General features: G+C 58.3%; 21 protein-coding genes. 10 read left to right on the plus strand and 11 right to left on the minus strand.

Annotation, left to right across the window (positions count from 1 at the left end; all coding sequences use genetic code 11):
- Positions 1-180: 180 nt before the first annotated feature.
- Complete coding sequence (gene trxA, locus J122_RS17730) at positions 181-507, minus strand: thioredoxin TrxA (protein ID WP_011784020.1); 327 nt, start codon at positions 505-507, stop codon at positions 181-183.
- A gap of 285 nt (positions 508-792) precedes the next feature.
- Here trxA and ppx point away from each other — a divergent pair, with 285 nt between their 5' ends.
- On the plus strand, positions 793-2319 hold the full coding sequence (gene ppx / locus J122_RS17735; RefSeq protein WP_061333455.1) for an exopolyphosphatase: 1527 nt from the start codon (positions 793-795) through the stop codon (positions 2317-2319).
- Positions 2320-2332: 13 nt separating this feature from the next.
- Here the strand turns inward: ppx and J122_RS17740 are convergent, their stop codons facing one another.
- Positions 2333-4279 (minus strand): ATP-binding cassette domain-containing protein, encoded by a 1947-nt coding sequence (locus tag J122_RS17740; protein ID WP_061333456.1) that lies wholly within the window; start codon positions 4277-4279, stop codon positions 2333-2335.
- Positions 4280-4323: 44 nt separating this feature from the next.
- Here J122_RS17740 and J122_RS17745 point away from each other — a divergent pair, with 44 nt between their 5' ends.
- The 3 genes from J122_RS17745 to J122_RS17755 all read left to right on the plus strand — a co-directional run bounded on the left by J122_RS17745 (position 4324) and on the right by J122_RS17755 (position 6074).
- Complete coding sequence (locus J122_RS17745; RefSeq protein WP_061333457.1) at positions 4324-4857, plus strand: DUF2390 domain-containing protein; 534 nt, start codon at positions 4324-4326, stop codon at positions 4855-4857.
- Positions 4854-5237, plus strand: coding sequence for a hypothetical protein (locus J122_RS17750; RefSeq protein WP_061333458.1), 384 nt, complete (start codon positions 4854-4856; stop codon positions 5235-5237). Before J122_RS17745 ends, J122_RS17750 begins: the two co-directional genes overlap by 4 nt.
- A 123-nt stretch (positions 5238-5360) precedes the next feature.
- Positions 5361-6074, plus strand: coding sequence for an FKBP-type peptidyl-prolyl cis-trans isomerase (locus tag J122_RS17755; RefSeq protein ID WP_061333459.1), 714 nt, complete (start codon positions 5361-5363; stop codon positions 6072-6074).
- A gap of 70 nt (positions 6075-6144) precedes the next feature.
- On the opposite strand, the gene J122_RS17760 is transcribed toward J122_RS17755, so the two are convergent.
- Entirely contained in the window at positions 6145-6624 is a 480-nt protein-coding gene (locus J122_RS17760) for an Rsd/AlgQ family anti-sigma factor (protein WP_061333460.1), read from the minus strand.
- A gap of 105 nt (positions 6625-6729) precedes the next feature.
- Entirely contained in the window at positions 6730-7236 is a 507-nt protein-coding gene (locus J122_RS17765) for a disulfide bond formation protein B (protein WP_061333461.1), read from the minus strand.
- 67 nt (positions 7237-7303) lie between these two features.
- On the opposite strand from J122_RS17765, the gene fliL reads away from it, so the two are divergent.
- Positions 7304-7729 carry a flagellar basal body-associated protein FliL gene (fliL, locus tag J122_RS17770; RefSeq protein WP_061333486.1) on the plus strand — a complete coding sequence of 142 codons (426 nt, stop codon included), beginning with the start codon at positions 7304-7306 and terminating at the stop codon, positions 7727-7729.
- Position 7730: 1 nt separating this feature from the next.
- Here fliL and rmf read toward each other — a convergent pair whose 3' ends face one another.
- The 4 genes from rmf to J122_RS17790 form a co-directional block, all read right to left on the minus strand.
- Positions 7731-7943 (minus strand): ribosome modulation factor, encoded by a 213-nt coding sequence (gene rmf / locus J122_RS17775; RefSeq protein ID WP_058091935.1) that lies wholly within the window; start codon positions 7941-7943, stop codon positions 7731-7733.
- 113 nt (positions 7944-8056) lie between these two features.
- A complete protein-coding gene (gene gshA / locus J122_RS17780) occupies positions 8057-9613 on the minus strand; it encodes a glutamate--cysteine ligase (RefSeq protein WP_061333462.1) in 1557 nt (518 codons plus the stop codon).
- 65 nt (positions 9614-9678) lie between these two features.
- Positions 9679-12009, minus strand: a complete 2331-nt coding sequence (locus J122_RS17785; protein ID WP_061333463.1) for a Tex family protein — start codon at positions 12007-12009, stop codon at positions 9679-9681.
- A 52-nt stretch (positions 12010-12061) separates the two neighbouring features.
- A complete protein-coding gene (locus J122_RS17790) occupies positions 12062-13795 on the minus strand; it encodes an EAL domain-containing protein (RefSeq protein WP_061333464.1) in 1734 nt (577 codons plus the stop codon).
- 144 nt (positions 13796-13939) lie between these two features.
- Here J122_RS17790 and rep point away from each other — a divergent pair, with 144 nt between their 5' ends.
- From rep to J122_RS17805, 3 genes are all read left to right on the plus strand, one after another.
- The gene (gene rep, locus J122_RS17795; RefSeq protein WP_061333465.1) at positions 13940-15958 is read left to right on the plus strand and encodes a DNA helicase Rep; all 2019 of its coding nucleotides are present in this window, start codon (positions 13940-13942) and stop codon (positions 15956-15958) included.
- 114 nt (positions 15959-16072) lie between these two features.
- Positions 16073-18376 (plus strand): galactose oxidase-like domain-containing protein, encoded by a 2304-nt coding sequence (locus J122_RS17800; protein WP_082780636.1) that lies wholly within the window; start codon positions 16073-16075, stop codon positions 18374-18376.
- Positions 18377-18386: 10 nt separating this feature from the next.
- Positions 18387-18926 carry a hypothetical protein gene (locus tag J122_RS17805; RefSeq protein WP_061333466.1) on the plus strand — a complete coding sequence of 180 codons (540 nt, stop codon included), beginning with the start codon at positions 18387-18389 and terminating at the stop codon, positions 18924-18926.
- A gap of 65 nt (positions 18927-18991) precedes the next feature.
- On the opposite strand, the gene J122_RS17810 is transcribed toward J122_RS17805, so the two are convergent.
- The gene (locus tag J122_RS17810) at positions 18992-19408 is read right to left on the minus strand and encodes a c-type cytochrome (protein WP_061333467.1); all 417 of its coding nucleotides are present in this window, start codon (positions 19406-19408) and stop codon (positions 18992-18994) included.
- 215 nt (positions 19409-19623) lie between these two features.
- Between J122_RS17810 and J122_RS17815 the strand changes: the two genes are divergently transcribed.
- Both J122_RS17815 and J122_RS17820 read left to right on the plus strand, forming a co-directional pair.
- Positions 19624-19956: a hypothetical protein gene (locus J122_RS17815; protein WP_061333468.1), complete on the plus strand. Its 333-nt coding sequence runs from the start codon at positions 19624-19626 to the stop codon at positions 19954-19956.
- Between the two features lie 9 nt (positions 19957-19965).
- Positions 19966-21084 carry a phospholipase A gene (locus tag J122_RS17820; RefSeq protein ID WP_061333469.1) on the plus strand — a complete coding sequence of 373 codons (1119 nt, stop codon included), beginning with the start codon at positions 19966-19968 and terminating at the stop codon, positions 21082-21084.
- 128 nt (positions 21085-21212) lie between these two features.
- Here J122_RS17820 and J122_RS17825 read toward each other — a convergent pair whose 3' ends face one another.
- Positions 21213-22568: a phosphomannomutase/phosphoglucomutase gene (locus J122_RS17825; RefSeq protein WP_061333470.1), complete on the minus strand. Its 1356-nt coding sequence runs from the start codon at positions 22566-22568 to the stop codon at positions 21213-21215.
- 9 nt (positions 22569-22577) lie between these two features.
- On the minus strand, positions 22578-23054 hold the full coding sequence (gene bfr, locus J122_RS17830; protein ID WP_061333471.1) for a bacterioferritin: 477 nt from the start codon (positions 23052-23054) through the stop codon (positions 22578-22580).
- Positions 23055-23173: the final 119 nt, after the last annotated feature.

A 23173-nucleotide genomic window follows, 5' to 3' on the forward strand; every position in this document is an offset into this window, starting at 1 on the left:
CCCTTGCCGTCCGGCTAGTGGTTCCCCTTGCCGGGCCCACAGGGGACTTGCACCCCCAAGTCATCCGGCCAGCACCACCTGTACCGGAACAGCGCCCGTCAAGGCGCTACGCGCCATGCCTGGCGCACCAAAAAAACCGCCCGTGAACCATGTTCAGGGGCGGTTTTCTTCAACAGCGGATCAGAGGTTGCTGTCGAGGAAGGCGGCGAGTTGTGACTTGGACAAAGCGCCAACTTTGGTGGCGTCCACGTTGCCGTTCTTGAACAGCATGAGGGTCGGGATACCACGGATGTTGAACTTGGGCGGGGTCTGTTCGTTTTCGTCGATGTTGAGCTTGCAGACCTTGAGCTTGCCGTCGTATTCGTCGGCGATTTCTTCCAGAACCGGGGCAATCATCTTGCACGGGCCGCACCACTCAGCCCAGTAGTCGACCAGTACCGGGACGTCGGACTTCAGTACGTCCTGTTCGAAAGAAGCGTCGGTGACATTAACGATATTTCCGCTCATTACCTTTTCCTGATTCAGGCGCTCCGGGGCCTGTAACGCAGCCGCGTCGGAGTCGCTGTTGACTGTAGCAGGCTGTACAAACCGTCATCGGAATGTCGCCTGCCCGGATTTCGTTAGACGAATACTTTACGCGATTGCCGGCCTCAATGTGAAGCGAGATCTGTTTCCGTCGGCGACGATCCGCATCCGTATTCACCGCAGACCGTTACTGACAGCGCACCGCGCTTTCTTTTATAGTACGGCCATTGTATCGACAAGTTCACACCATACAGGACGCCAACCCACGTGACGGCCGCATCCCCTGCCGAGAACACCGCCCCCTCCCCGGACATGCTGGCAGCCATTGATATGGGCTCCAACAGTTTTCATATGGTCGTAGCCCACCTGGTCCATGGTGAAATTCGTACCGTCGAAAAGATGGGCGAAAAGGTCCAGCTGGGCGCGGGGCTTGACCCCTATAACCGGCTGACGGAAGAAGCCCAGCAAAGGGCCCTGGAATGTCTCAGCCGGTTTGCCCAGCGCCTACAGGGCATGCCTGCCGAGGGGGTTCAGATTGTCGGCACCAACGCTTTGAGGGTGGCCCGCAACGCCCCCGAGTTCATTGCCCGGGCAGAAGAGGTCCTCGGTTACCCGGTTGAGATCATCGCGGGACGGGAAGAAGCCCGTCTGATCTACCTTGGCGTTTCCCACACTCTGGCCGATGACGAAGGCAGGCGACTGGTCATCGATATTGGCGGCGGCAGCACCGAATTCATCATCGGCCAGCGATTTGAGCCCCAGGAGCTGGAAAGCCTGCATATGGGCTGTGTGTCGTTTCGCAATCGCTATTTCCCGGACGGCAAAATTACCCGGCGGCAGATGGACAAGGCGATCACTCACGCCGAACAGGAGCTCCTGAACATCCGCCAGCACTACCGCTCGGTTGGCTGGCAGAGTGCCGTCGGTTCCTCAGGATCCATCAAGGCGATCTGCAGTGTGCTGGCCAACCTGAAGATCACCGATGGCACCCTCACCCGTGACGCAATGGAAGAGCTGCGTAAACGGCTTGTCGACATGGGCAGGGTCGAAAAACTGGCAGACCTGGGCGTGCGCCAGGACCGGCAAAGCATTTTCCCGGCCGGGTTTGCCATCCTGCTGGCGGCGTTCCGATCACTGGATATTCAAGCGATGACCTTCGCTGATGGCGCGCTGCGGGAGGGGCTGCTGTACGACATCGTAGGCCGTATCCAGCACGAGGATGTACGGGAGCGCACCATTGCCGCGCTGCAGGAGCGCTACCATGTGGACCAGGCTCACGGCGCTGCCGTTGAGCAAACGGCTATTGCTGCATGGCAGCAAGTGGCCGATCAATGGGGCCTGCATACGTCAGCGGACGAGGATGTACTGCGCTGGGCCTGCCGGCTGCACGAGATTGGTCTGACCATCTCCCACAGCCAGTACCACAAACATGGCGCTTATCTGCTGCGTTATTCCGACTTGCCCGGGTTTACCCAGCAGTTTCAAAAAGATCTGGCCACCCTGGTGCGTGGCCATCGACGGAAATTCTCCTCCACCGTGTTCGAGGGCATAGAGCCGGAAGACAAGCCGCGCCTGCGCTACCTGTGCGTTTTGCTAAGGCTGGCCGTGCTAATCCAACACCCCAGGAATCTGGAGCAGCCACCCGAATTCGTCCTCCATGGCCATGAAAACAAGCTGGTGGTGGAGTTTCCGGAAGGCTGGCTGGATAACCGGCCACTGACCCTGGCAGACCTGGAGAACGAGCGGGATTACCTGTCCAAACAGGATTTCACCCTGGAAATCGGCACCCGGTAAACCCGATGGGGCACTAGCCAGCCAGTTCGGCCTCGAGGTTTTCCACCATTTCGCTGACCTCCAGCCATTCGGCCTCGGCCTCCTCCAGGGCCCGCTTGAGTTCGGTCTGCTCCGCCAGCAGCGCCTTCAGGCGCAATTTCCCGCTGTCTTCGTACACCGCAGGGTCGCCCAGAGAAGCTTCCACGCCTGCCAATTGCTGCTGCAGCTGATCCATCCGGGCTTCCAGAGATACCTGTTTTTTCCGCCACGGGCTCAGCTTCTGACGAAGTTCCGCCTCCTGGCGTTTTCTGGCCTTGCGCTCTTCGGCCGTCAATGCCTGGCCACTGCCCGCCTTCTTTTCAGCATCTGAATCCTCAGCTACCTGGCGTTTGGGGGGCTCGTCCTCATCCTTCCTGCGGTCTGCCAGCCAGCGTTCATAGTCTTCCAGGTCGCCGTCGTATTCCTGGACTGTGCCATCCGACACCAGCCAGAACTCGTCTACGGTATTGCGTAACAGGTGCCGATCATGGGACACCACCACAATGGCACCATCAAAATTCTGCAATGCCATGGTCAGGGCCTGGCGCATCTCCAGGTCCAGGTGGTTGGTGGGCTCATCCAGCAACAGCAGGTTGGGTTTCTGCCAGGCGATCACCGCCAGGGCGACCCGGGCTTTCTCCCCCCCGGAGAACGAGCGAATCGGACTCAGGGCTTCGTCGCCATGAAAATCAAAACCGCCCAGAAAGTTCCGTACCGATTGCTCGGACGCACGGGGCGACAATCGCTGCAAATGCAAGAACGGGCTGGCGTCCAGGTCCAGGGCTTCCAGCTGGTGCTGGGCAAAATACCCGATGGCCAGGTGCTCGCCACAGGTACGCTCACCGGCCAGCAGGGTACCAGTGCCCCGCAGGGCATCCATAAAGGTTGATTTGCCCGCACCGTTGGGGCCGAGCAAACCAATGCGCGAGCCGGGCAGCAAGGTGACGTTGATATTGTTCAGGATAGCCGTCTGGCCATGGCCGGCCACACCGTTGCGAATGGACAACAACGGGTTGGACACCTTGTCCGCCATTGGAAATTCAAAGCTGAAGGGCGAATCCACATGGGCTGGCGCGATTCGTTCCATGCGCTCCAGGGCCTTGACCCGGCTCTGGGCCTGGCGGGCCTTGGTAGCCTTGGCCTTGAAGCGGTCAATGAAACGCTGGATCTCGGCAATACGGGCCTGCTGGCGCTCGTAATTGGATTGTTGCTGGGCCAGGCGCTCACTGCGCTGCACTTCAAACGCCGAGTAGTTGCCGGTGTAGAGTTCCAGCTTTTTGTTATCAAAGTGCACCAGGTGTGTGGCCACCCGATCCATGAAATCCCGATCATGGGAAATAAATAGCAGGGTGCCAGGGTATCGACGAAGCCAGTTCTCAAGCCACAGACAGGCGTCCAGGTCCAGGTGGTTGGTGGGCTCATCCAGCAACAGGAGGTCCGATGGCCGCATCAGGGCCTGGGCCAGATTCAGGCGAATACGCCAGCCCCCTGAAAACGCCGATACTGGCCGGCCGGTATCGCTATCAGCGAACCCCAACCCACGCAGCAACGAGTCGGCTCTTCTCGGCGCAGACCAGGCTTCGTGCACATCCAGCTCGCCGTGCAGGCGGGCAATGGCGTGATGGTCATCCCGGGTCTCGGCATCGGCCAGCTCACGCTCCATACGGCGCAATTCAAAGTCGCCATCCAGGACAAAGTCCCGGGCAGATCGCTGGCTGGCCTCAACCTCCTGCGCCATGTGGGCAATACGGCAGCCCCCTGGCAACGACACACTGCCCTGCTCCGGCGCCAGATGGCCCAGTAAGAGCTGGAACAGGCTGGATTTTCCGGCACCATTAGCGCCAACAATCGCTACCCTCTGGCCGGGCTGCACCGTCAGGCTGACGTTTTCTAGCAACCAGACGCCGCCTCGTTGTAAACTGAGATCGGTTATCGTTAACATAGACTGTCTTTATCCATGGATTTCAGCCAGGGAAGCGCCCTGCCATGACCGTTCCGCAGACAGAATCATTGAATCTGCCCGCAACAATGGAACCGGATAATCCCCTGTGGCGTTATGCACTGGCCTGCTGGCAAAACCCGGAGCTGGCCGAGGCCTGCCTGACGTTGCAGGCCTGTGACTGGAGCGTTACCCGAATTCTCTGTGCCGGCTGGCTGGGGGTGAACGGGCACCTGTTCACTGGCGTTGAGGACGCTAAGGTAACAGAGTGGCGATCCCGTGTAACCGGCAGCATTCGTTCCGCCAGAAAATCCATTCCCCGGCATCATATTGGTTGTCGTGATCTCCGGGAAGCACTGGCCCAGGCCGAACTACAGGCCGAGCAAACCGAACTTGCCCTGGCCTGGCACACACTGACACCCAGGTACCCGGAGACTGGCAACATGCACAATCGCAAAGCCGCCATCTTGCAAAACCTATTGGCCGCAGCACCGCGTCGGGACACAGACACCCAGGCATCCGTATCAATGGACACGCTGGCAGGCCTCCTGGCGGCTGCGGCAGGAGAACCCCAGCCATGATGATGAAATGGCTTATTAGGCTATCGTTTCCAGCCCTTGGCCTGCTTTTGTTGCTGATTTTCTTTGGACTGGGGGACCCAGGCAAGGTATCGGAGTCTGCGGCCGAGGAGAAACCCGAGGCCATCCCTTCGTTTGAAGGCCTGCTGCCGGCCCCCATTCCCACCGAGGGCCCGGAGATTGTCTTCAAATGGCAGGACACCGAGGGGAACTGGCACTACGCCGACCAGCCACCGGCCCAGGGCCCCTGGAACGCTCTGGCCATTGAACGTCCGGGCAAGAACCTGCATAACGAACGCCGGGCCGACAATGACAGCGACTGGCGTTCTCCCTACCGGGCCCCTTTTTCCCTGGCGCCATCGCCCGGGGATAACGGTACCTGACGCCAACAGCATCACACTGTTACCACAGTTTCAGTGGCATCCTGTGGCTGAACCCGTTACCTTTCCTGTTTGCCAAATCCAAGTGGGCCGTCAGGCCCTGTTACACGCGCGAAGGATACCAGTATGAAGAAAACCCTGTTAGCTATCGCCATGACCGGCCTGGTTGCCGGCTGCTCTACCGCCCAGGACTCCGAAAAGGACCCAGCCCTGGACACGACGCCGGAGAGAGTCAGCTACGGCATGGGCCTGGTGCTTGGTGAGCGCATGAGCAATGACCTGCCTGACCTGCAAATGGACCAGTTCCTGCAGGGTATCCAGCACGGCCACGCTGGCGACGAAGAGACCAAACGCCTGACCAGGGAGCAAATCCAGGAAGCACTGATGGCCTACCAGGAGGAGCTTCAGGGGCAACAGGAACAACAATTCGAAGAACTGGCCAGCCAGAACCTGGAAGCCGGCGAAGCCTTCCTGGCCCAGAACGCTGAGCGCGAAGGCGTGGAAACCACCGAGTCCGGCCTGCAATATGAGGTCATCGAGGAAGGCGATGGCAACAACCCGACAGCCTCAGACCGAGTACAGGTGCACTACACCGGCGAGCTGATCAATGGCGATGTGTTCGACAGCTCCCGTGATCGTGGCCAACCGGTTACCTTTGGCCTTAGCCAGGTAATTCCGGGCTGGACCGAAGGCCTGCAGCTGATGAGCGAAGGCGCCCGCTACAAGCTCTACATCCCCGCCGACCTGGCCTACGGCCCGGGTGGCAATCAGGCGATCGGGCCCAACGAAACCCTGATTTTTGATGTAGAACTGCTGGCAGTGAACCCGGAAAGCGAATAACTCCGGGCAATAAAAAACGGCCTGAACATTCAGGCCGTTTTTTTTGAAACACTCTACTGGCTGCCCGAAATCAGGCTGAGGCCATTTTTCCAGCGTGGGCGTTATGCAAATGCTCGATCAGGAAATCTTCCATCTCGAACCGGCTTTCCAGCACCTCACCCAGCTTTGACAACTCTGAGAACAGCTCTCTGACGTCGTCTTCGGTCAGTAGTCGACCATCAACGCGATCGTTGAAATTGAGAGCCACGCCGGTCGTCTGCTCAATCCGGGGATAGACCTTTGCCGCCAACTCCAGGCCGCCATCGTTGAACTCACGGGCTTCCTGGATCAACTGTTCGTAGACTTCGAAGTGCCCGGCAGACACATAATCGACCAGCACCTCACAGAGGCGGACAAACTTGTCTCGCAGCATCTCGGTCTGGGAAAAATCGGTCTCGGTCGACAGATCGCAGTAGCGCACCAACAGCTCCTGGCGCTCTTTCAGCCAACGGTCGATCAGCTCGCTGACTCCGCCCCAACGCTCCCTGGCGTTTCTGCAGTTCTCCAACATGACGTCTGTCTCCCCTCAGTCAGTCTGCCTGATAAATGGCCGTTCACTTGATTGTTGTCATGACTGAATCAAGTTACCCCAAGGCCATGGTGGCCCGCAACCGTTTCAGCCCTGCAACCAGTTTTTCGGCCGGTATCGGCGGAACATCATCACCAGGCCAACCAGCACCAACAAGCTGAAGAACACGGCTGTCCAGCCAGGAATGCTCAACCCGAGAAAGCGCCAGACCACCTCGGCGCAATCACCGGTGCCTTTCAGGGCCGTCTGCAGCACCTCAAACCAGGGCAACACCTCAAGCATGTAGTCCACGGACGGGCCGCAGGCGGGCACCTGATCTTCCGGCAGGCTTTGCAACCAAAGTTGCCGGCCAGCAATGCCCAGCCCGGTACCGGCGGTCAGCACCAGAAAAAAGCCATACACCCGGTTACCAAAACCGGCGGGACCATGGAGAAACGCAATCAGGGCTACCAGCCCTGCGCCCATGAAACCAAAACGCTGCAACCAGCACAACGGGCAAGGCTCCAGGCCCATGACGTGCTCCATGTAAAAGGCCACGGCCAACAGAGCTGCGCACAGAAGAAAAACGACGCCGAACACCCATTTGCTTGTCAAATCAACACCCCGGAATCATCATGTAAGCTGATGCTGCCAATCCTAACCCATGAAGAACATTGCGCCTATGACCTTTCACCGAAAATACGCCCTAACGCTGTTACTCGCTGTCGCTTCCCTGATCGCCTGGCCGGCCATGGCCGAGGAGGAGCCGGAGGAACGGGGGGTAACCGACTACATCGCCATGGAGCCGGCTTTTGTGACCCATGTGGGCGAACCCGGCAACAAGGTCATTTACCTGAAAGCGTCTGTAACCCTGCGGGCCTCGCAGGAGACGACAAGAGCTGCTGTAGAGGCCCATATGCCAAGATTACGGCACGAATTGGTAATGTTGTTCGGTGAACAGACCGACGTTGACCAGCTCACTACGCAACAGGGCCAGCAAGCGTTGAGAGGGGAGGCAGCACAGCGCATCAATGCTGCCCTGGAAGAACAGAAAACCGGTGAGCGCATCACCGGCGTCCTGTTTACGGAATTTGTGGTACAAAGGTAGGTCAGGCGATTCGGGAGAACAGGTCGTCGCTGGAGGGCTGCTCGGCAGCCACCTGGCCGGCATCATCCCAACCCGCTTCCCAGGCAGCGATGATCACCTCACCCCGATACGGGCATCGGTTTTTATCCATGCCCATGGAGCCCGCCATGTACCCCTGGCGATATGCCTTGTTGAGGGCTTCCACATCCCATCCGAGCTTGATATCTCTTGCCATGGCGCCGTCTCCTTACCTGTTGTAAACAAAAGTAACAGCAGGTAACGAAGCCGGCAAACCGTTCTGTGGTTTCTGTGCGTCACGTCCCTTTCGGGTTGTGACTCAACCACGGCTCACGAGCGAAGATACTCTTCCAGGAAGGTGGCAAACGGAAGTTTATCCGACTGTTCCTGGGCCTTCTGTTCGGCCAGGGATTCCCGCGACATGCGTTGGTAATCCGCCAGTACGTCCGGAGCCAGTGGTTCGCTTCTGAGGGTTTCCTGATGCTGCCGGGACAACGCCAGCACCCAGTCCCGGTGACCAAGCCCGGAGGCTTCCATCGAAGCCAGTACGCGGGCTGATGGCACAGACCACTCCTGCCCCTGCAGCTTTTCACGCTGAGCAGCCAGGGCTGAACGGTAGGTCTCGTCCTTACCCCAGCTGTCCAGCAAATCCGCCAGCGGCTGCAAGCGATCCAGCAACTCACGGGCCGCGTTACCCACCGGCACCCGCTGGCCACCCTGGCACACCCCCAGCTCCTGCCAGCGGCCTGATGCCACCACATCTTTGTAGTTGTCATCCAGCCGCTGACATTCATCATCTCCGATGCGGGGAGAGTCGGTCAGCAGGCAGTCAAGCAGGAACAGATCCAGAAAATCGATCTGCGCCCGGTTGACCCCTACCGGCGAGAATGGGTCCAGATCCAGACAACGTACCTCTATGTATTCAACTCCACGGGCATCCAGCGCCTGGATAGGCTTCTCGGCACGCTCGGTGGTGCGTTTGGGACGAACGGCGCTGTAATACTCGTTCTCAATCTGCAACACACTGGTGTTGATCTGGATAAACTCGTCGTTACGACGGGTGCCAATGGCTTCATAAGCCGGCCAATTGGTATGGATAGCCTGGTCCAGGGTACGGGTGTAGGTGCTCAGCTCGTTGAAACAGATGTTGAGGGAGGCCTGGGCATTGTTGTGGTAACCCAGATCACCCATCCTCAGCGACGTAGCGTGTTTGCCATACCAGGTTCGCTCATCAAACCGGCTTAGGTCATGCTTCACGCCGGCAACGAAACTGGCATCCAGGGCTGGTGATGCACCGAACAACAGCATTAACAGCCAGCTTCGTCGGCGGAAATTGCGGATCAACCAGAAATACTGGTCGGATTTGAAATCCTTCAGGGCATCCTGATTACCGGTGAGTTGCTGCCACTTATGCCAGAAACTGTCGGGTAACGACAGGTTGTAGTGGGCCCCGGCAATACTCTGCATGATGCGACCGTAACGCACAGCCAACCCCTGCCGATAGACATGCTTGAGCTGGCCAATGTTGGAGCGGCCATACTCAGCGATGGGAATGCTCTGATCGCCATCAATCTCACAGGGCATACTGGCCGACCAGAACACTTCGTCACCGAGATTCTGCTGGACAAACCGGTGGGTGTCTCGCAGCGATGCCAGCATGGCCTCAGTGGAGCTGAAAACCGGGGTGATCAGCTCCAGCAGGGCTTCGGAATAATCGGTGGTAATCCGTGGATGGGTCAGGGCCGAGCCCAGCGCCTCCGGGTGCGGTGTCTGGGCAATGAAACCATTGGCATCCACGCGAAGGCCTTCTTTTTCGACCCCTTTGAGGAAACCGTCCCAATCGCTGGCCGCAAACTGGTGAAACAGGGAGTGGCGGGATTCAGCCATGGTGAGCTCCTGTTGGCGCGATTGCCCCCTCGTGAGGAGCAATCGCGTTGAATCGATAAGGTGATTTAACGACCGTTCTTGCGGGCAGAGGCCAGCGCCTGCGCCAACGCACCCGCCATGGCGCCCTGCGCCTGGCCCTGGCCACCCTGGGGTTTGCGACCACCGGAGCGACCTGCGTTGCGGTCGGCGCCCCGGGCTGGCTTGGCCTGGGTCTCGGCACCGGGCTGGTCATCCATACGCATAGACAGCCCGATGCGTTTACGGGGAATGTCCACTTCCATCACTTTGACCTTAACAATATCACCGGCCTTGACCACTTCGCGCGGATCTTTAACGAAAGTATGAGACAGGGCGGAGATGTGCACCAGGCCGTCCTGATGCACGCCGATGTCAACAAAGGCGCCGAAATTGGTGACGTTGGTTACCGAACCTTCCAGCACCATGCCTGGTTTCAGGTCATTCAGGGTTTCCACCCCTTCCTCGAAGTTGGCAAAGCGGAACTCGGGGCGCGGGTCGCGGCCCGGCTTTTCCAGTTCGGAGATGATGTCTTTGATGGTTGGCAGGCCAAACTGTTCGGTAACGTAGTCCTGAGGGTTCAGGCTGCGCAGAAACGCCGAGTCGCCAATGATGTCTTCCACCTTGCGACCATTACCCTTCGCGATGGCCTCAACCACACCGTAGGCTTCCGGGTGCACCGAGGAACGGTCCAGCGGGTTGTCGCCGCCAGCAATACGCAGGAAGCCAGCCGCCTGTTCAAAGGTGCGCTCACCCAGCCGGGAGACCTTCAGTAGCTGCTTGCGACTGACAAACTTGCCGTTCTGGTTGCGAAAATCGACGATGTTCTGGGCAATGCTCGGATTCAGGCCGGACACCCGGGTAAGCAGAGGCACGGAGGCCGTATTCAGGTCGACCCCAACACCGTTTACACAGTCTTCCACCACCGCATCCAGGCTACGAGACAGCTGCACCTGGGAAACGTCGTGCTGGTACTGGCCAACCCCGATGGACTTGGGTTCGATCTTTACCAGTTCCGCCAGTGGGTCCTGCAGGCGGCGGGCGATGGACACCGCACCACGGATGGTAACATCCAGATCCGGCAGCTCTTTTGAGGCAAATTCCGAGGCGGAGTAGATGGACGCACCGGATTCGTTCACCACAATACGGGCCAGCTTCAGTTCCGGATAGCGTTTGCACAGGTCGCCCACCAGCTTCTCGGTTTCCCGGGACGCGGTGCCGTTGCCGATGGCGACCAGCTCAATCTGGTATTTCTGGCACCAGGCCGCCAGTTGGGCAATGGATGGCTCCCATTTGTTCTGGGGCGCATGGGGGAAGATGGCCCCGTGGTCCACCACCTGGCCAGTGCCGTCGATCACCGCGACTTTAACGCCAGTACGCAGACCGGGGTCCAGGCCCAGGGTTGGCCGAGGGCCGGCCGGGGCCAGCAACAACAGGTCTTTTAGGTTGGCGGCAAACACGTTGATGGCTTCGGCCTCGGCGGCTTCCCTTACCTGAGACATCAGGTCGGTTTCAATCTGGGTAGAGAGCTTCACCCGCCAGGTCCAGCGCACCACTTCCGACAGCCATTTGTCGGCGGCCCGCCCGTTATCCCGAATACCCCAGCGCGCGGCAATCCGCTGCTCGGCGGGATGGGGCTGACGGCGATCGTCTTCGACATCCCCCACCACCAGTGAGTAGGTCAGCATGCCTTCGTTACGTCCGCGCAGAATCGCCAGGGCCCGGTGTGAAGGTACTTTCTTCAGGGGCTCCACGTGATCGAAATAATCCCGGAACTTGGCGCCTTCGTTCTCCTTGCCGTCCACTACGGTGACTTTCAACTGACCTTCCTGCCAGATAAAGTCCCGCAATGAACCCAGCAACTCGGCGTCTTCGGCAAAGCGCTCCATCAGAATGTGGCGGGCGCCTTCCAGCGCGGCTTTGGTGTCTTCCACGCCAGCTTCCGGGTTCAGGTAACCGGCGGCGGTGGCTTCCGGGTCCAGCGTAGGGTCGCCGAACAGGGCGTCAGCCAAGGGCTCCAGCCCGGCTTCTCGGGCAATCTGGGCCTTGGTGCGGCGCTTGGGCTTGTAGGGCAGATACAGATCTTCCAGGCGGTTCTTGGTGTCTGCCTCCTGGATGGCGGCGCGCAGCTCATCGGTAAGCTTGCCCTGCTCATCAATGCTGTTGAGGATGGTGCCGCGGCGGTCTTCCAGCTCGCGCAGGTAACGAAGACGCTCTTCCAGGGTTCGCAGCTGGTTGTCGTCCAGCGAGCCGGTCACCTCTTTACGGTAACGGGCAATAAACGGAACGGTGGCCCCTTCATCCAGCAAGGCAACGGTGGCATTAACCTGTTGCTCGCGTACGCCGAGTTCGTCGGCAATGCGCCGGGAGATACTGTTCATGCAACCTCTGTGTATTATCGCGTTCGGAATTAATGCGCAAAGGTACAGCGGCTTACTGCTGCAGGCAAGCGGACTGGTTACGGTGGTTCAGGAATTGAACAAGGTCATTCCAGGGCATGGGGCGGGCAAAGTAATAGCCCTGGATCTCATCGCAGTGCTGCTGGCGCAGGAATTCCAGCTGGCTTTCAGTTTCAACACCCTCCGCCACCACGCTGATCTGCAGGCTGTGGGCCAGGCTGATGATGGCCCGGATGATGTGCTCGGCATCCGCCGACTGCCCCAGTTCCTGGACGAAGGATTTGTCGATTTTCACCAGGGAAATGGGCAGGTGTTGCAGATTGCTCAGGGATGAAAAACCGGTACCGAAGTCATCCAGGGCAAAGCTGATGCCTAGCTGATTGAGTTCCCGCAGGCATCGCTGGGCGTAATCCGGATCGTGCATCATGGCGCTTTCGGTCAGTTCCAGCTCCAGCAGGCTGGTGTCGACGTTAGCGTTGAAAATAATCCGGAAGATGGTTTCGGTCATCTTGCGGTCGTGGAACTGGCGGAACGACAGATTGACCGCAAATACCAGGCCGGGAAAGCCCATTTCGGCGCTTTCCTGCAGGCGCTTGCAGGCCTGCTCTATAACCCAGTAACCAATGGGTACAATCAGGCCACTGCGCTCCGCCACCGGTATGAACTCGTCGGGCCCCACCAGGCCTCGCTTGGGATGATTCCAGCGCAGAAGGCACTCGACGCCACGAACCTCTTCGGTCGCCAGATCGATTCTTGGTTGATAGTAGAGCTCCAGCTCTTTACCCCGCAAAGCATTGCGCAAATCCGCTTCCAACCGGAGCTGGTAGCCAGCAGAAATATGTAACTGCCGGTCATAGAACCGATAACTGGTACCCGGGTCCCGTTTGGCCTCGAACATCGCCCGGTTGGCCCGCCTCAGCAGTTCTTCCGGGCTGTCGCCCGCCTCGGGATAGGTCGCCACGCCCAGGCTGGCGCTGACCACAATCATCTGGCCGTCAACGGTCAGCGGCTCATCCAGTGCAACCACCACCTTACGGATAATCTGGGTAATATCGAGCGAGTCTTCCACCTTCTCGATAATAATCGCCAACTCGTCGCCGCCGATGCGCATCAGCGAATCCACCCGACGCATCTTCTGCCGCAGCCGCTCCGCCAGCCGGAACATCAACTGGTCGCTTTTCTGATAACCGAAGGATTCGTTGATACTGCGAAAATCATCGACATTGAGATGCAGGAGTGCCAGCCGGTGGCCAGCTCTCTCCGCCCGCAACAGCGCCTGCTGCAGGCGATCGAAGAACAGGTCCCTATTGATAAACCCGGTTGCCACCTCACGGCCTAACTGGCCGTGGGCCGACTCGGACAGCTGCACGCGATACCAGAGATACTTCACCGCCCGGCGAAAACTCCAACGATCCAGGGTCTGCCGGCACAGGTAGTCAGACGCACCGTCCTGCAGCAATTTACCCCCGCGTTCATTGCAGGGCTCCGCACTGAGGGCAAGCACCGGTTTGTCTTCACTTGAAACCGATAGGTACTGAAGGAAAGACTGTTCGTCACCACCGTGAAAAATGCAGTCCCAAACAATGACATCGAAACTGGCGTTGCGGATAAGATCATCACAATCCACGAGGTCCGGGCACCATATGGCGTCCGGACTGATTTCCGGATCGTCTTGCAGCAGTGCGGATAACCACAGAAAATCCGCGTATTCCGGGGTCAGTACCAGCAGGCGTAGACAATCAGGTCTGGTGTCCAAAGACAGTGTCATCGAGCAAAATCCATGTGTCGGCCAACAGCAACGTCCATTCTAGGAAGCATAGCTGATAGATCGCCAAGGTACAGAAAGTCTGGCTGGTGTAGAATAGCCCCACGCTAAATACCTCCCCATGGTTCCCTATTTGGTCGCTACATTGTGAACAAGCTCAACCCGAGACAACGCGAAGCGGTTCGCTACGCTGAAGGCCCTCTGCTGGTGCTGGCCGGGGCGGGTAGTGGCAAAACCAGTGTAATCACCCGCAAGATTGCCTATCTGATTGAGGAACTGGGCATTCCGGGGCGACACATTGCCGCCGTGACCTTCACCAACAAGGCCGCCCGGGAAATGAAGGAACGGGTCAGCCGGATTGTTGACCGGGGTAAGGCCCGGGGGCTGATTGTGTCCACCTTCCATAACCTGGGGCTGAATATCATCCGGGAGGAACATACGCACCTGGGCTACCACCCCGGTTTCTCCATCTTCGATGCCGAAGATGCCAAAGCCCTGCTGCAGGACCTGATGATGCGAGAGGCCAGCGCCGAGGCCGGTGACGAGCTGAACGATGTACAGATGACCATCTCGTCCTGGAAGAACGCCATGCGCAGTCCGCCGGAAGCCTACAGCAAGGCTGCTGACGAGCGAGAGCAGCGCATCGCCATTGTCTACAAGCACTACAACGAGTATCTGAAAGCCTATAACGCGGTGGATTTTGACGACCTGATCCTGCTGCCGGTGCAGTTGTTCCGGGACACCCCCGACGTGCTGGCCAAATGGCGCCGGAAAATCCGTTACATGCTGGTGGATGAATATCAGGACACCAACGTGTGCCAGTATGAACTGGTCAAACAACTGGTCGCAGAGCGGGCAGCGTTTACCGTGGTGGGCGACGACGACCAGTCCATCTACGCCTGGCGTGGTGCCCGGCCGGAAAACCTGGCACAACTCAAAGAAGACTTTCCCAGCCTGAAGATCGTCAAGCTGGAGCAGAACTACCGCTCCACCGGCCGCATCCTTCGCAGTGCCAACACGGTGATTGCCAACAACCCCCACGTGTTCGAGAAGGCCCTGTGGAGTGACCACACCATCGGCGAGGAAATTCGCATCATCCGATGCCGCAACGAAGACGCGGAAACCGAGCGGGTGGCCACAGAGATCCTGGACCAGAAGCTGAAGAACGGGCTCGATTTCAAAGACTTTGCCGTGCTGTACCGGGGCAACCACCAGGCCCGGTTGCTGGAAATGAAGCTTCAGGCGTATCAGATCCCCTACCGGATCTCCGGTGGGCAGTCGTTCTTCTCCAAGAACGAGATCAAGGATGCCATGTCGTACCTGCGCCTGATGATCAACCCGGATGATGACGCCGCCTTCCTGCGGGTGGTGAACGTGCCTCGCCGGGAGATTGGCCCGCGCACCCTGGAACAGCTGAGCCACTACGCTCGCGCTCGCAACGTCAGCCTGTTCAAGGCACTGGGCGATATGGGCGCGGAAACCCACGTCACCGAGAAAGGCCTGGACCGGCTGCGCCGCTTTGCCCACTGGGTGGACAAAACCTGTGAACGGCTGTTTTCGGAAGATCCGATACCGGTGATCAAGCAGCTGTTCACCGACATTGAATACGAAGAATGGCTGCACCAGCACTCCGGCAGCCCGAAGCAGGCCGAACGGCGGATGGAGAACATCTGGTACCTGGTGGAATCGATCCAGCACATGCTGGACGACGGCAAGGGTACCGCCGATGAACTGGGCATAGAAGATGCCATCGCCAAACTGATTCTGCGAGACATGATGGAGCAGCGGGAGGAGGAAGACGACAGCGACAAGGTGCAGTTGCTGACTCTGCACGCCTCCAAGGGCCTGGAGTTCCCCCATGTTTTCATCATGGGCCTGGAAGAGGAAATCCTCCCACACCGCACCAGCATTGAGGAGGGCAACATCGAAGAGGAGCGTCGCCTGATGTATGTGGGTATCACCCGGGCCAGGGAAACCCTGGCGCTGACCTATGCCGCCTCACGCAAACAGTACGGCGAGAAACTGGAGACCATTCCCAGCCGGTTTCTGGACGAGCTGCCGGAAGACGATGTTCGCTGGGAAGGTCTCGGGGACCAGGACAAAGAGGTCAACCAGAAGAAAGGCAAGGCAACCCTGAGCGCCCTGCTGGGCGACCTACGCGAGTAACACTGTCAGACAATATTACATTTTTTGAAACTTTTCCCGCTCCCCTTCGTATGAACAGGCAGTGGTCGCATAGACCACCGCATGCCAAACAAATACAAAACAAGGGAGCATACGATGAATAGAACAAGAATCGGTTTTTACAGGGGTGTCCCCATTTTGTTGGGCGCCGCCTATCTTTCAGGCTGCGGCGGTGACGGCGCTGAATCGGGCAATACCGCCGACACACGCACCGAAGCGCCAGCAGTCGCGGACGCGGCTCAACCGTCGCCCAGGCCTCTGCCCGCCATCCCGGAGAATTACTCACCCATCGGCGTGTTCAGCGCACCGTTCGCCGAACCCACCATCGTGGTGGATGGTGAAGTGGTCGAAACCGACGAAAAGTGCATCACCATCGAAGACGGTCTGCAGGAATGTAAGCCGGCCGCCGGCACCATGGCGCTGCTTCCGGACGACCGCCTTCTTTACCTGAATGCGCTGGAGGGAACCGAAAACGTTGAGTTGTCCATTGTTGCAGAGTTCGGCGAGGTATCGGTAAACGACCAGACACGGGTGCTGTCACTGGGCAACGACGATCGCCCCGACTGGCTGAAACCCTCCCCGCTACGCGGTGGTGCCAACCCGGACGGCAACGACAGTGAGACGTTGCTTGGCGGAACGCCACTGGACGGTTTGCTGGACACCGCCGACAACACCAACCGGAACGATGGTGCCCTGTTCTGCTCTGACGTGATCGGGCTCGCGGATGGCAGTGTCATGGCCGTCGGCGGCACCGACTATTATTCCGAGCCGGGCATTGATGGCTTACCCCTGGGGGTAGCTGAGCTGGAAGGCATCAAGAATTCCCGGATCTTTGATCCGACCACCAATACCTGGCGACAAACGGGAGACATGAACTTCGGCCGCTGGTATCCCTCCATGGTCACGCTGCCAGACAGCAAAATCTTTGTTGCCAGCGGCGTCACCAAACTGCTTAAGCCGGTTTATCCCGAGGAGCCCATCAACTCCGGCCGCAACGTGGTGCAAACGGAAACCTTCAACCCCTGCACCGGCGTGTGGAGCCAAAATCCCAGCACCGCTGATCGTTCTCTGCCTCTGTACCCGCGCTTGCACCTGCTACCTAACGGCCACGTGCTCTACAACGCCGGTGGCCAGGCCTTCAATCCCTTTGGCCAGGGTTATGACCAGGCACTCTGGAACATTGTCGCCACCTTTGACCCTGCCAGCCAGCGTTGGAATGACATTGGCTATGCCGGCCTGCCGTTGCGGCTGGACGAAGTCGGTTTGGGGCAACTTGCCAGCACGCTCAATCTGACCAACCTGACCGAAGAGCAGCTCCGGTTGTTTACCGAAGACCTGTTATCCAGCACGGATGGACTGATCAGCTCCGTCACGGATCTACTGACCAGCCCGGACGATTCGCTCCTGACAACCGACACGCTGGTCAAAGCCATAGGCGGTGGTATGCGGGGCTCCACCTCCTCAACCATGCTACCGTTAAGGCCGAACGAGAACGGCGAGTACAACGACGTTGAACTGCTCACAGCCGGTGGCGTGCCCAGCTATGCACTGCTGACCAGCCCCGGCGGCTACCTGCCTACCGATCAGAGCCGAATCGATCGGATTGAAACCAATGGCGATCAGATTGGCTATGAATCACGGCTGACTGGCGCCCTGAACCAGCCGCGCTGGTATGGAACCAATGTGGTGATGCCCGACGGCAGCGTGATGGTATTCAGTGGTGGCACCCGAGACGGCGTCGTCTTGCCGGGGCTTGAAGGCGCCATCATGACCGCTGAGCGATTTGATCCGGACACCGAAACCTGGACCGAAATGGCCAGCGGCCATCGCCCACGCACCTATCACAACACCGCCGTGTTGATGGCCGATGGCCGGGTCATGATTGGCGGGCACGCTCCGATCAACACAGCGTATTTGTCTCACATCAGCCTGGAAGACTTCGGGCTTGCCCCGAACGATGGCCGGGACCCAAGCTTCGAGATCTACACACCGCCCTACGCCATGCGTAATGATCGGCCGACCATTCTGTCTGCACCGGAGCAGCTCAGTGTTGGCGATAGCTTTACCATTCAGGTGGACCAGGCCCAGGACATCGACAAGGTGTTGCTGATCCGGAGAACGGTGATGACTCACCTGATTGATGGCGATCAGCGGGCGATTGAGCTGCCAGTCAAGGCTCGCAACGGCCGCAACCTGCAACTGGAAATGCCCGGGAAACAGAGCGTTGTGCCTGCGGGGCAGTATATGTTGTTCGTCAGCAAATCCACGCCGGAAGGGCGGGTACCCTCGGTTTCTGCACCGATTGCGGTGGTAAACGAAGCGCTCCAGTGCCAGGGCGATGCCACCATGGCGCAGCTGGGCCAGGACATGTTTGAGCTGTTGCCTGGCATATCCGGCTGAGGAGACGACCATGCAGATGACAAAAAAAACACGGACATCGCCCATAAGTACGGCGGTTGCGCTGCTCGCCACGTGTTTGCCCGCTGCCGTGCTGGCGCACGGCGCCGTTGAAGTGGACAACGCGCCGGAGCACATCATTCAGGCCAGTATCAGCCAGCCTGCGGCGATCCCCGGGCTGTCTGCGGTCATTCTGGATGCTCCACAACCGGGCATCCTGGTGTCCTACCGTGGGAGCCATGTTCTTACCGTAGAGGACACACAAGGCCAGGGGTTGCTGAGATTCAGCCCGGAAGGTGTGATGGCAAACCGTTCGAGCGCAGACTGGCCGGACCTGAGCCAGGCAAGGCCAGGCATGGTCAACAGCAGCACCAACGGCCGCTCTTGGGTCAAGGTATCTGCGACGCCGAGTTTTGGCTGGATGGATCCACGCCTGGGCGTTGAACACGGAGAGGGGCTCTGGCGAATTCCTGTTCGTACAGTTTCGGGCGCACAGTCTGAGATCCGGGGACTGCTAACCAGGAAACCGCTACCCAAGGAAGATCATCACTAACCCTTAGAAAATAAAACAGCCCCTTAAAGGGGCTGTTTTATTCATACCGAGGTTCTCAAGCCAAATTACTGGCTCTGCTCGATGATGAACTCGATGGACGCAACAATTTCTTCGTCAGAGCAGCTGGCACAACCACCTTTTGCCGGCATGGCGTTAAAGCCATTGATGGCGTGGTCAATCAGGGTGTCCATGCCTTTCTCGATGCGAGGGCCCCACTGATCGGCGTTACCAATTACCGGAGCACCGGCAGCACCTGTGGTGTGGCATGCCATACAAGCGGCATCGTAGACTTCGCTACCGGAGCGAGGACCGGAGCTGGCCGATTCAGCCGGAGCTGCCGCCGCATCACCGCAGTCTTCACCCTGCAGACACACCTGGCCTACCGGCTTGATACGGTCACGGATCTCATCTTCAACACTTGCCAGTGCGGCACCAGCGGCCAGGCCAAAACCCAGAGCAACAACAGCCAGGACTCTCTTCATCTTCACAATGCACCTCGCATTTGAGCGTTATAATCTTTCGGTGGCAGCATTATAGCGATTGAGCCCCCGCAAAAAAACCAAAGGCCAGAAACAGAATTTGATTTCAACCATTTTAGTGACAGTTTCGTAGGCTATAACGGAACTGAAGCTAATTCCGGTTACCATACCTGCTAACCGTGTGGTTTAACATTATTCTGGCCAGAACAGGGAGTCGCATGTCTGACAACACCCCCCACCGCCTGCGCAAACCGCTGTTGATCGTCGAGTTTTCGAGCCTGGCGATTTTGTTGGCTTCGATGGCCTGGTTCGGCAACCAGTCCACCGTTGAGAATCCGGTGAGCGCCGCCTGGCTACTTGTTCCGGCGGTGGCCAGCCTGGGTGTTTTCCTGAGCTTCATCGGCCTGATGTATCTGCGCTGGGTGGCGTCTGCCAACAACGAGGACAACACCCGGCACAAACTGATTTTTCTCCTGCTGGCACTGAGCCTGCTCGGCGTCTGGGTTTACAGCATTGCCAATACCTGGCTCAGCCTGACCGCCACCAATTGAGAGGACGCGATGAAAGGATATCATTACGGTTTTTCAGCCGGGGCACTTGCCTTGATACTCTCGGCCGCCAGCGCCACTTTGGCGGCTCAGGCTGTGCCCGAAGAACAGAACGAAACCGTTAACTGTGCGTTGATCCGCGATGGCATTCAGCGACTTGCCTGCTACGACGCCCAGAATGATCCGAATACCGCCAGAGAATCAGCAGACGAAGACGCGCTGGAGCAAGCCGATGAGGAAGCGGCTGCGTTGGTCGCGGATGACACCAGCCGCGAGGAAATGGTTGGCGATGCCCTGGGGGATGATCCGGATGCCGGCGTGATGGCAGCTTTGGTTGATAATTATCTGACTGCAGAGAAAGCCATTTTCGCATTCACTGGAAGCTTTGTAACTCACCGCCCCAACTACATACTCCCGATCACCTATGTCGACGACCCCAACCCGAGGCCGGTCAGCCCGCGGCTGGGTACCGGGGGGTATGACTACGGTCTGGAGGAGGAGGAAGCGAAATACCAGATCAGTTTCAAGATTCCCCTGCTGACCGGCATCTTTGATGATCGCACAACCCTCTGGTTCGGCTACACCCAGCAGTCCTATTGGCAGGTGTACAACACCAAAGAGTCCGCTCCCTTCCGGGAGACCAACTACGAGCCCGAGATATTTTTCCGGCACCGGCTGAACTGGGATCTGGGGCCGGGCAACCTGAGTGCAGTGTCACTGGGCTTCAATCATCAGTCCAACGGTCAATCAGAACCCCGGTCACGCAGCTGGAACCGGATTACCGGCACAGCGGCATACAGCTACGACCGCTGGCTGTTCATGGTGAACCCCTGGTTTCGACTGCCGGAGAGCAGCCGCGATGACGACAACTCGGATATTGAGAAGTATCTTGGGCACGGCAGTTACCATGCCGTCTATAAGCTGACAGAGGACCGTACGTTCTCACTGAAACTTTTGAATAATATGCGTTCTACCAATCGGACGTCGGTGGAGTTCGGGTACAGTTTCCCGATGGGGGATACGTTGAAGGGCTTTTTCCAGTACTACAACGGGTATGGGGAGAGTTTGATTGATTATAATGAGCGTATTGAGCGCTTTGGGGTGGGTATTATGCTGAATAACTGGCTGTAGTAAATATAGTTCAAGACCGGGGTAAGGGGGAGGGCTTCCAAAACGGAAACCGTGGCTTTCCTGATAGTTTTGGAAACCCTCCCCCTTACCCCGGTCCCGAAGCCCATCCGTGGTTTCAACTCACAGTCTTAATTCTTGTTCAGTCTGTCCATTTCCTGCAGTAACTCTTCCGTTTTCGCCTCCATCAACGCTTTGTCTGCCCTGGATTCCACGTTCAGGCGAACCACCGGTTCGGTGTTGGACATCCGGAGGTTGAAGCGCCAGTTGTCGAATTCGACGCTCAGGCCGTCTACGAAGCTGACGCTCTTGGCTCCCACGGAGTATTTGGCTTCGATGGCGGCGATGACCTTGGGGGGATCGTTGATGGTGCGGTTGATTTCGCCGCTGGCCGGGTAGGCTTCGATTCTGGCGTCGATCAAAGACGACAGGGTCTGGCCGGACTGGCACAGGCGTTCGGCGATCAGTAGCCAGGGGATCATGCCGCTGTCGCAGTAGGCGAAGTCACGGAAGTAGTGGTGGGCGCTCATTTCGCCGCCGTAGACGGCGTCTTCGTCGCGCATTCTCTGCTTGATGAAGGCGTGGCCGGTTTTGCTTTCAATCGCTTTGCCGCCGGCGGCTTTGACCAGGTCCAGGGTGTTCCAGGTGAGGCGGGGGTCGTGGATAACTTTGCCACCGCCGGTCTTGCGCAGGAACTGGTCGGCCAGCAAGCCCACTACATAGTAGCCTTCAATGAACCGGCCGTTTTCGTCGAAGAAGAAGCAGCGGTCGTAGTCGCCGTCCCAGGCGATGCCCATGGCTGCACCGTGTTCGATCACGGCATCTGCGGTGGCGGTGCGGTTCTCCGGCAGGATCGGGTTGGGTACGCCGTTGGGGAAGTGGCCATCCGGCTGGTGGTGCACTTTCACGAACTCGAATGGCAGGTGCTGTTCCAGTTCGTCAATCACCAGCCCTGCACCACCGTTACCCGCGTTGCAGACGATGGTCATGGGCTTGAGGCTGCCCGCATCGATGTAGCCCAGCAGGTGGTCTACATAGGCACTCATCACTTCCAGTGTCTCGTAACGGCCCTGTTCCGGGGCGTTGGCGAAGGGCTCCAGAACCCGGTCCCGAATGTCGTTCAGGCCGTTGTCGGAGCTGATCGGCCGTGATTCGGGGCCAACCATTTTCATGCCGTTGTGGTCTTTCGGGTTATGGCTGGCAGTCACCATGATGCCGCCGTCCATGCCGTAGTGGCTGGTAGCAAAATACACCTGCTCGGTGCCACAAAGGCCAATGTCATATACATCCGCGCCGGCGGCCATCAGGCCGGAGCTCAAGGCTTCTGTGATTTCCGGGCTCGAGAGCCGGATGTCGTAACCCACGATGACTTTTTTTGCGCCGGTAATGGCCACGTAGGCCCGGCCAATCTTTTCAGCCAGCGTGGGGTTAAGCTGGTCCGGCACCCGACCGCGAAGGTCGTAGGCCTTGAAACAGGACAGGTCCATTGTCAGTGCTTACTCCGCTGCAGAAGATTGAAGCTGAATGTAATTCTGGATACCCATCTGCGAAATCATTTCCAGTTGGGTTTCCAGCCAGTCGATGTGCTCTTCTTCGCTATCGAGGATGCTGCGGAACAGTTCACGGCTGGTAAAGTCCTGCACCTGCTCGCAATAGAGGATGGCTTCTTTCAGATCGGTGTGGGCAATGTGCTCGAGTTTCAGATCGCACTCGATCATTTCCTGGACGTTTTCGCCGATCAGCAGCTTATTCAGGTCTTGCAGGTTGGGCAGGCCTTCGAGGAACAGAATGCGCTCGATCAGCTGATCGGCGTGTTTCATTTCATCGATGGATTCTTCATATTCCTTGGCCGCCAGCTTGGTAATACCCCAGTCCTTGTACATGCGCGAGTGCAGAAAGTACTGGTTGATCGCCGTCAGCTCGTTGGCGAGCACTTTATTCAGGAACTGAATGACCTTTTTATCGCCTTTCATAGCCGGAGTCCTTTGATTTGCTGAGTTGTCAGCTAGTCAGGATAGCCGGTTTGTAGCCGATAAAAAATGTCTGTGGCATTTTTAAGAGGGTTTCGCGCCCCGAGATGAGGAGTCTGGCG

The organism is Marinobacter excellens LAMA 842 (genome assembly GCF_001574445.1).
Taxonomy (GTDB): domain Bacteria; phylum Pseudomonadota; class Gammaproteobacteria; order Pseudomonadales; family Oleiphilaceae; genus Marinobacter; species Marinobacter shengliensis.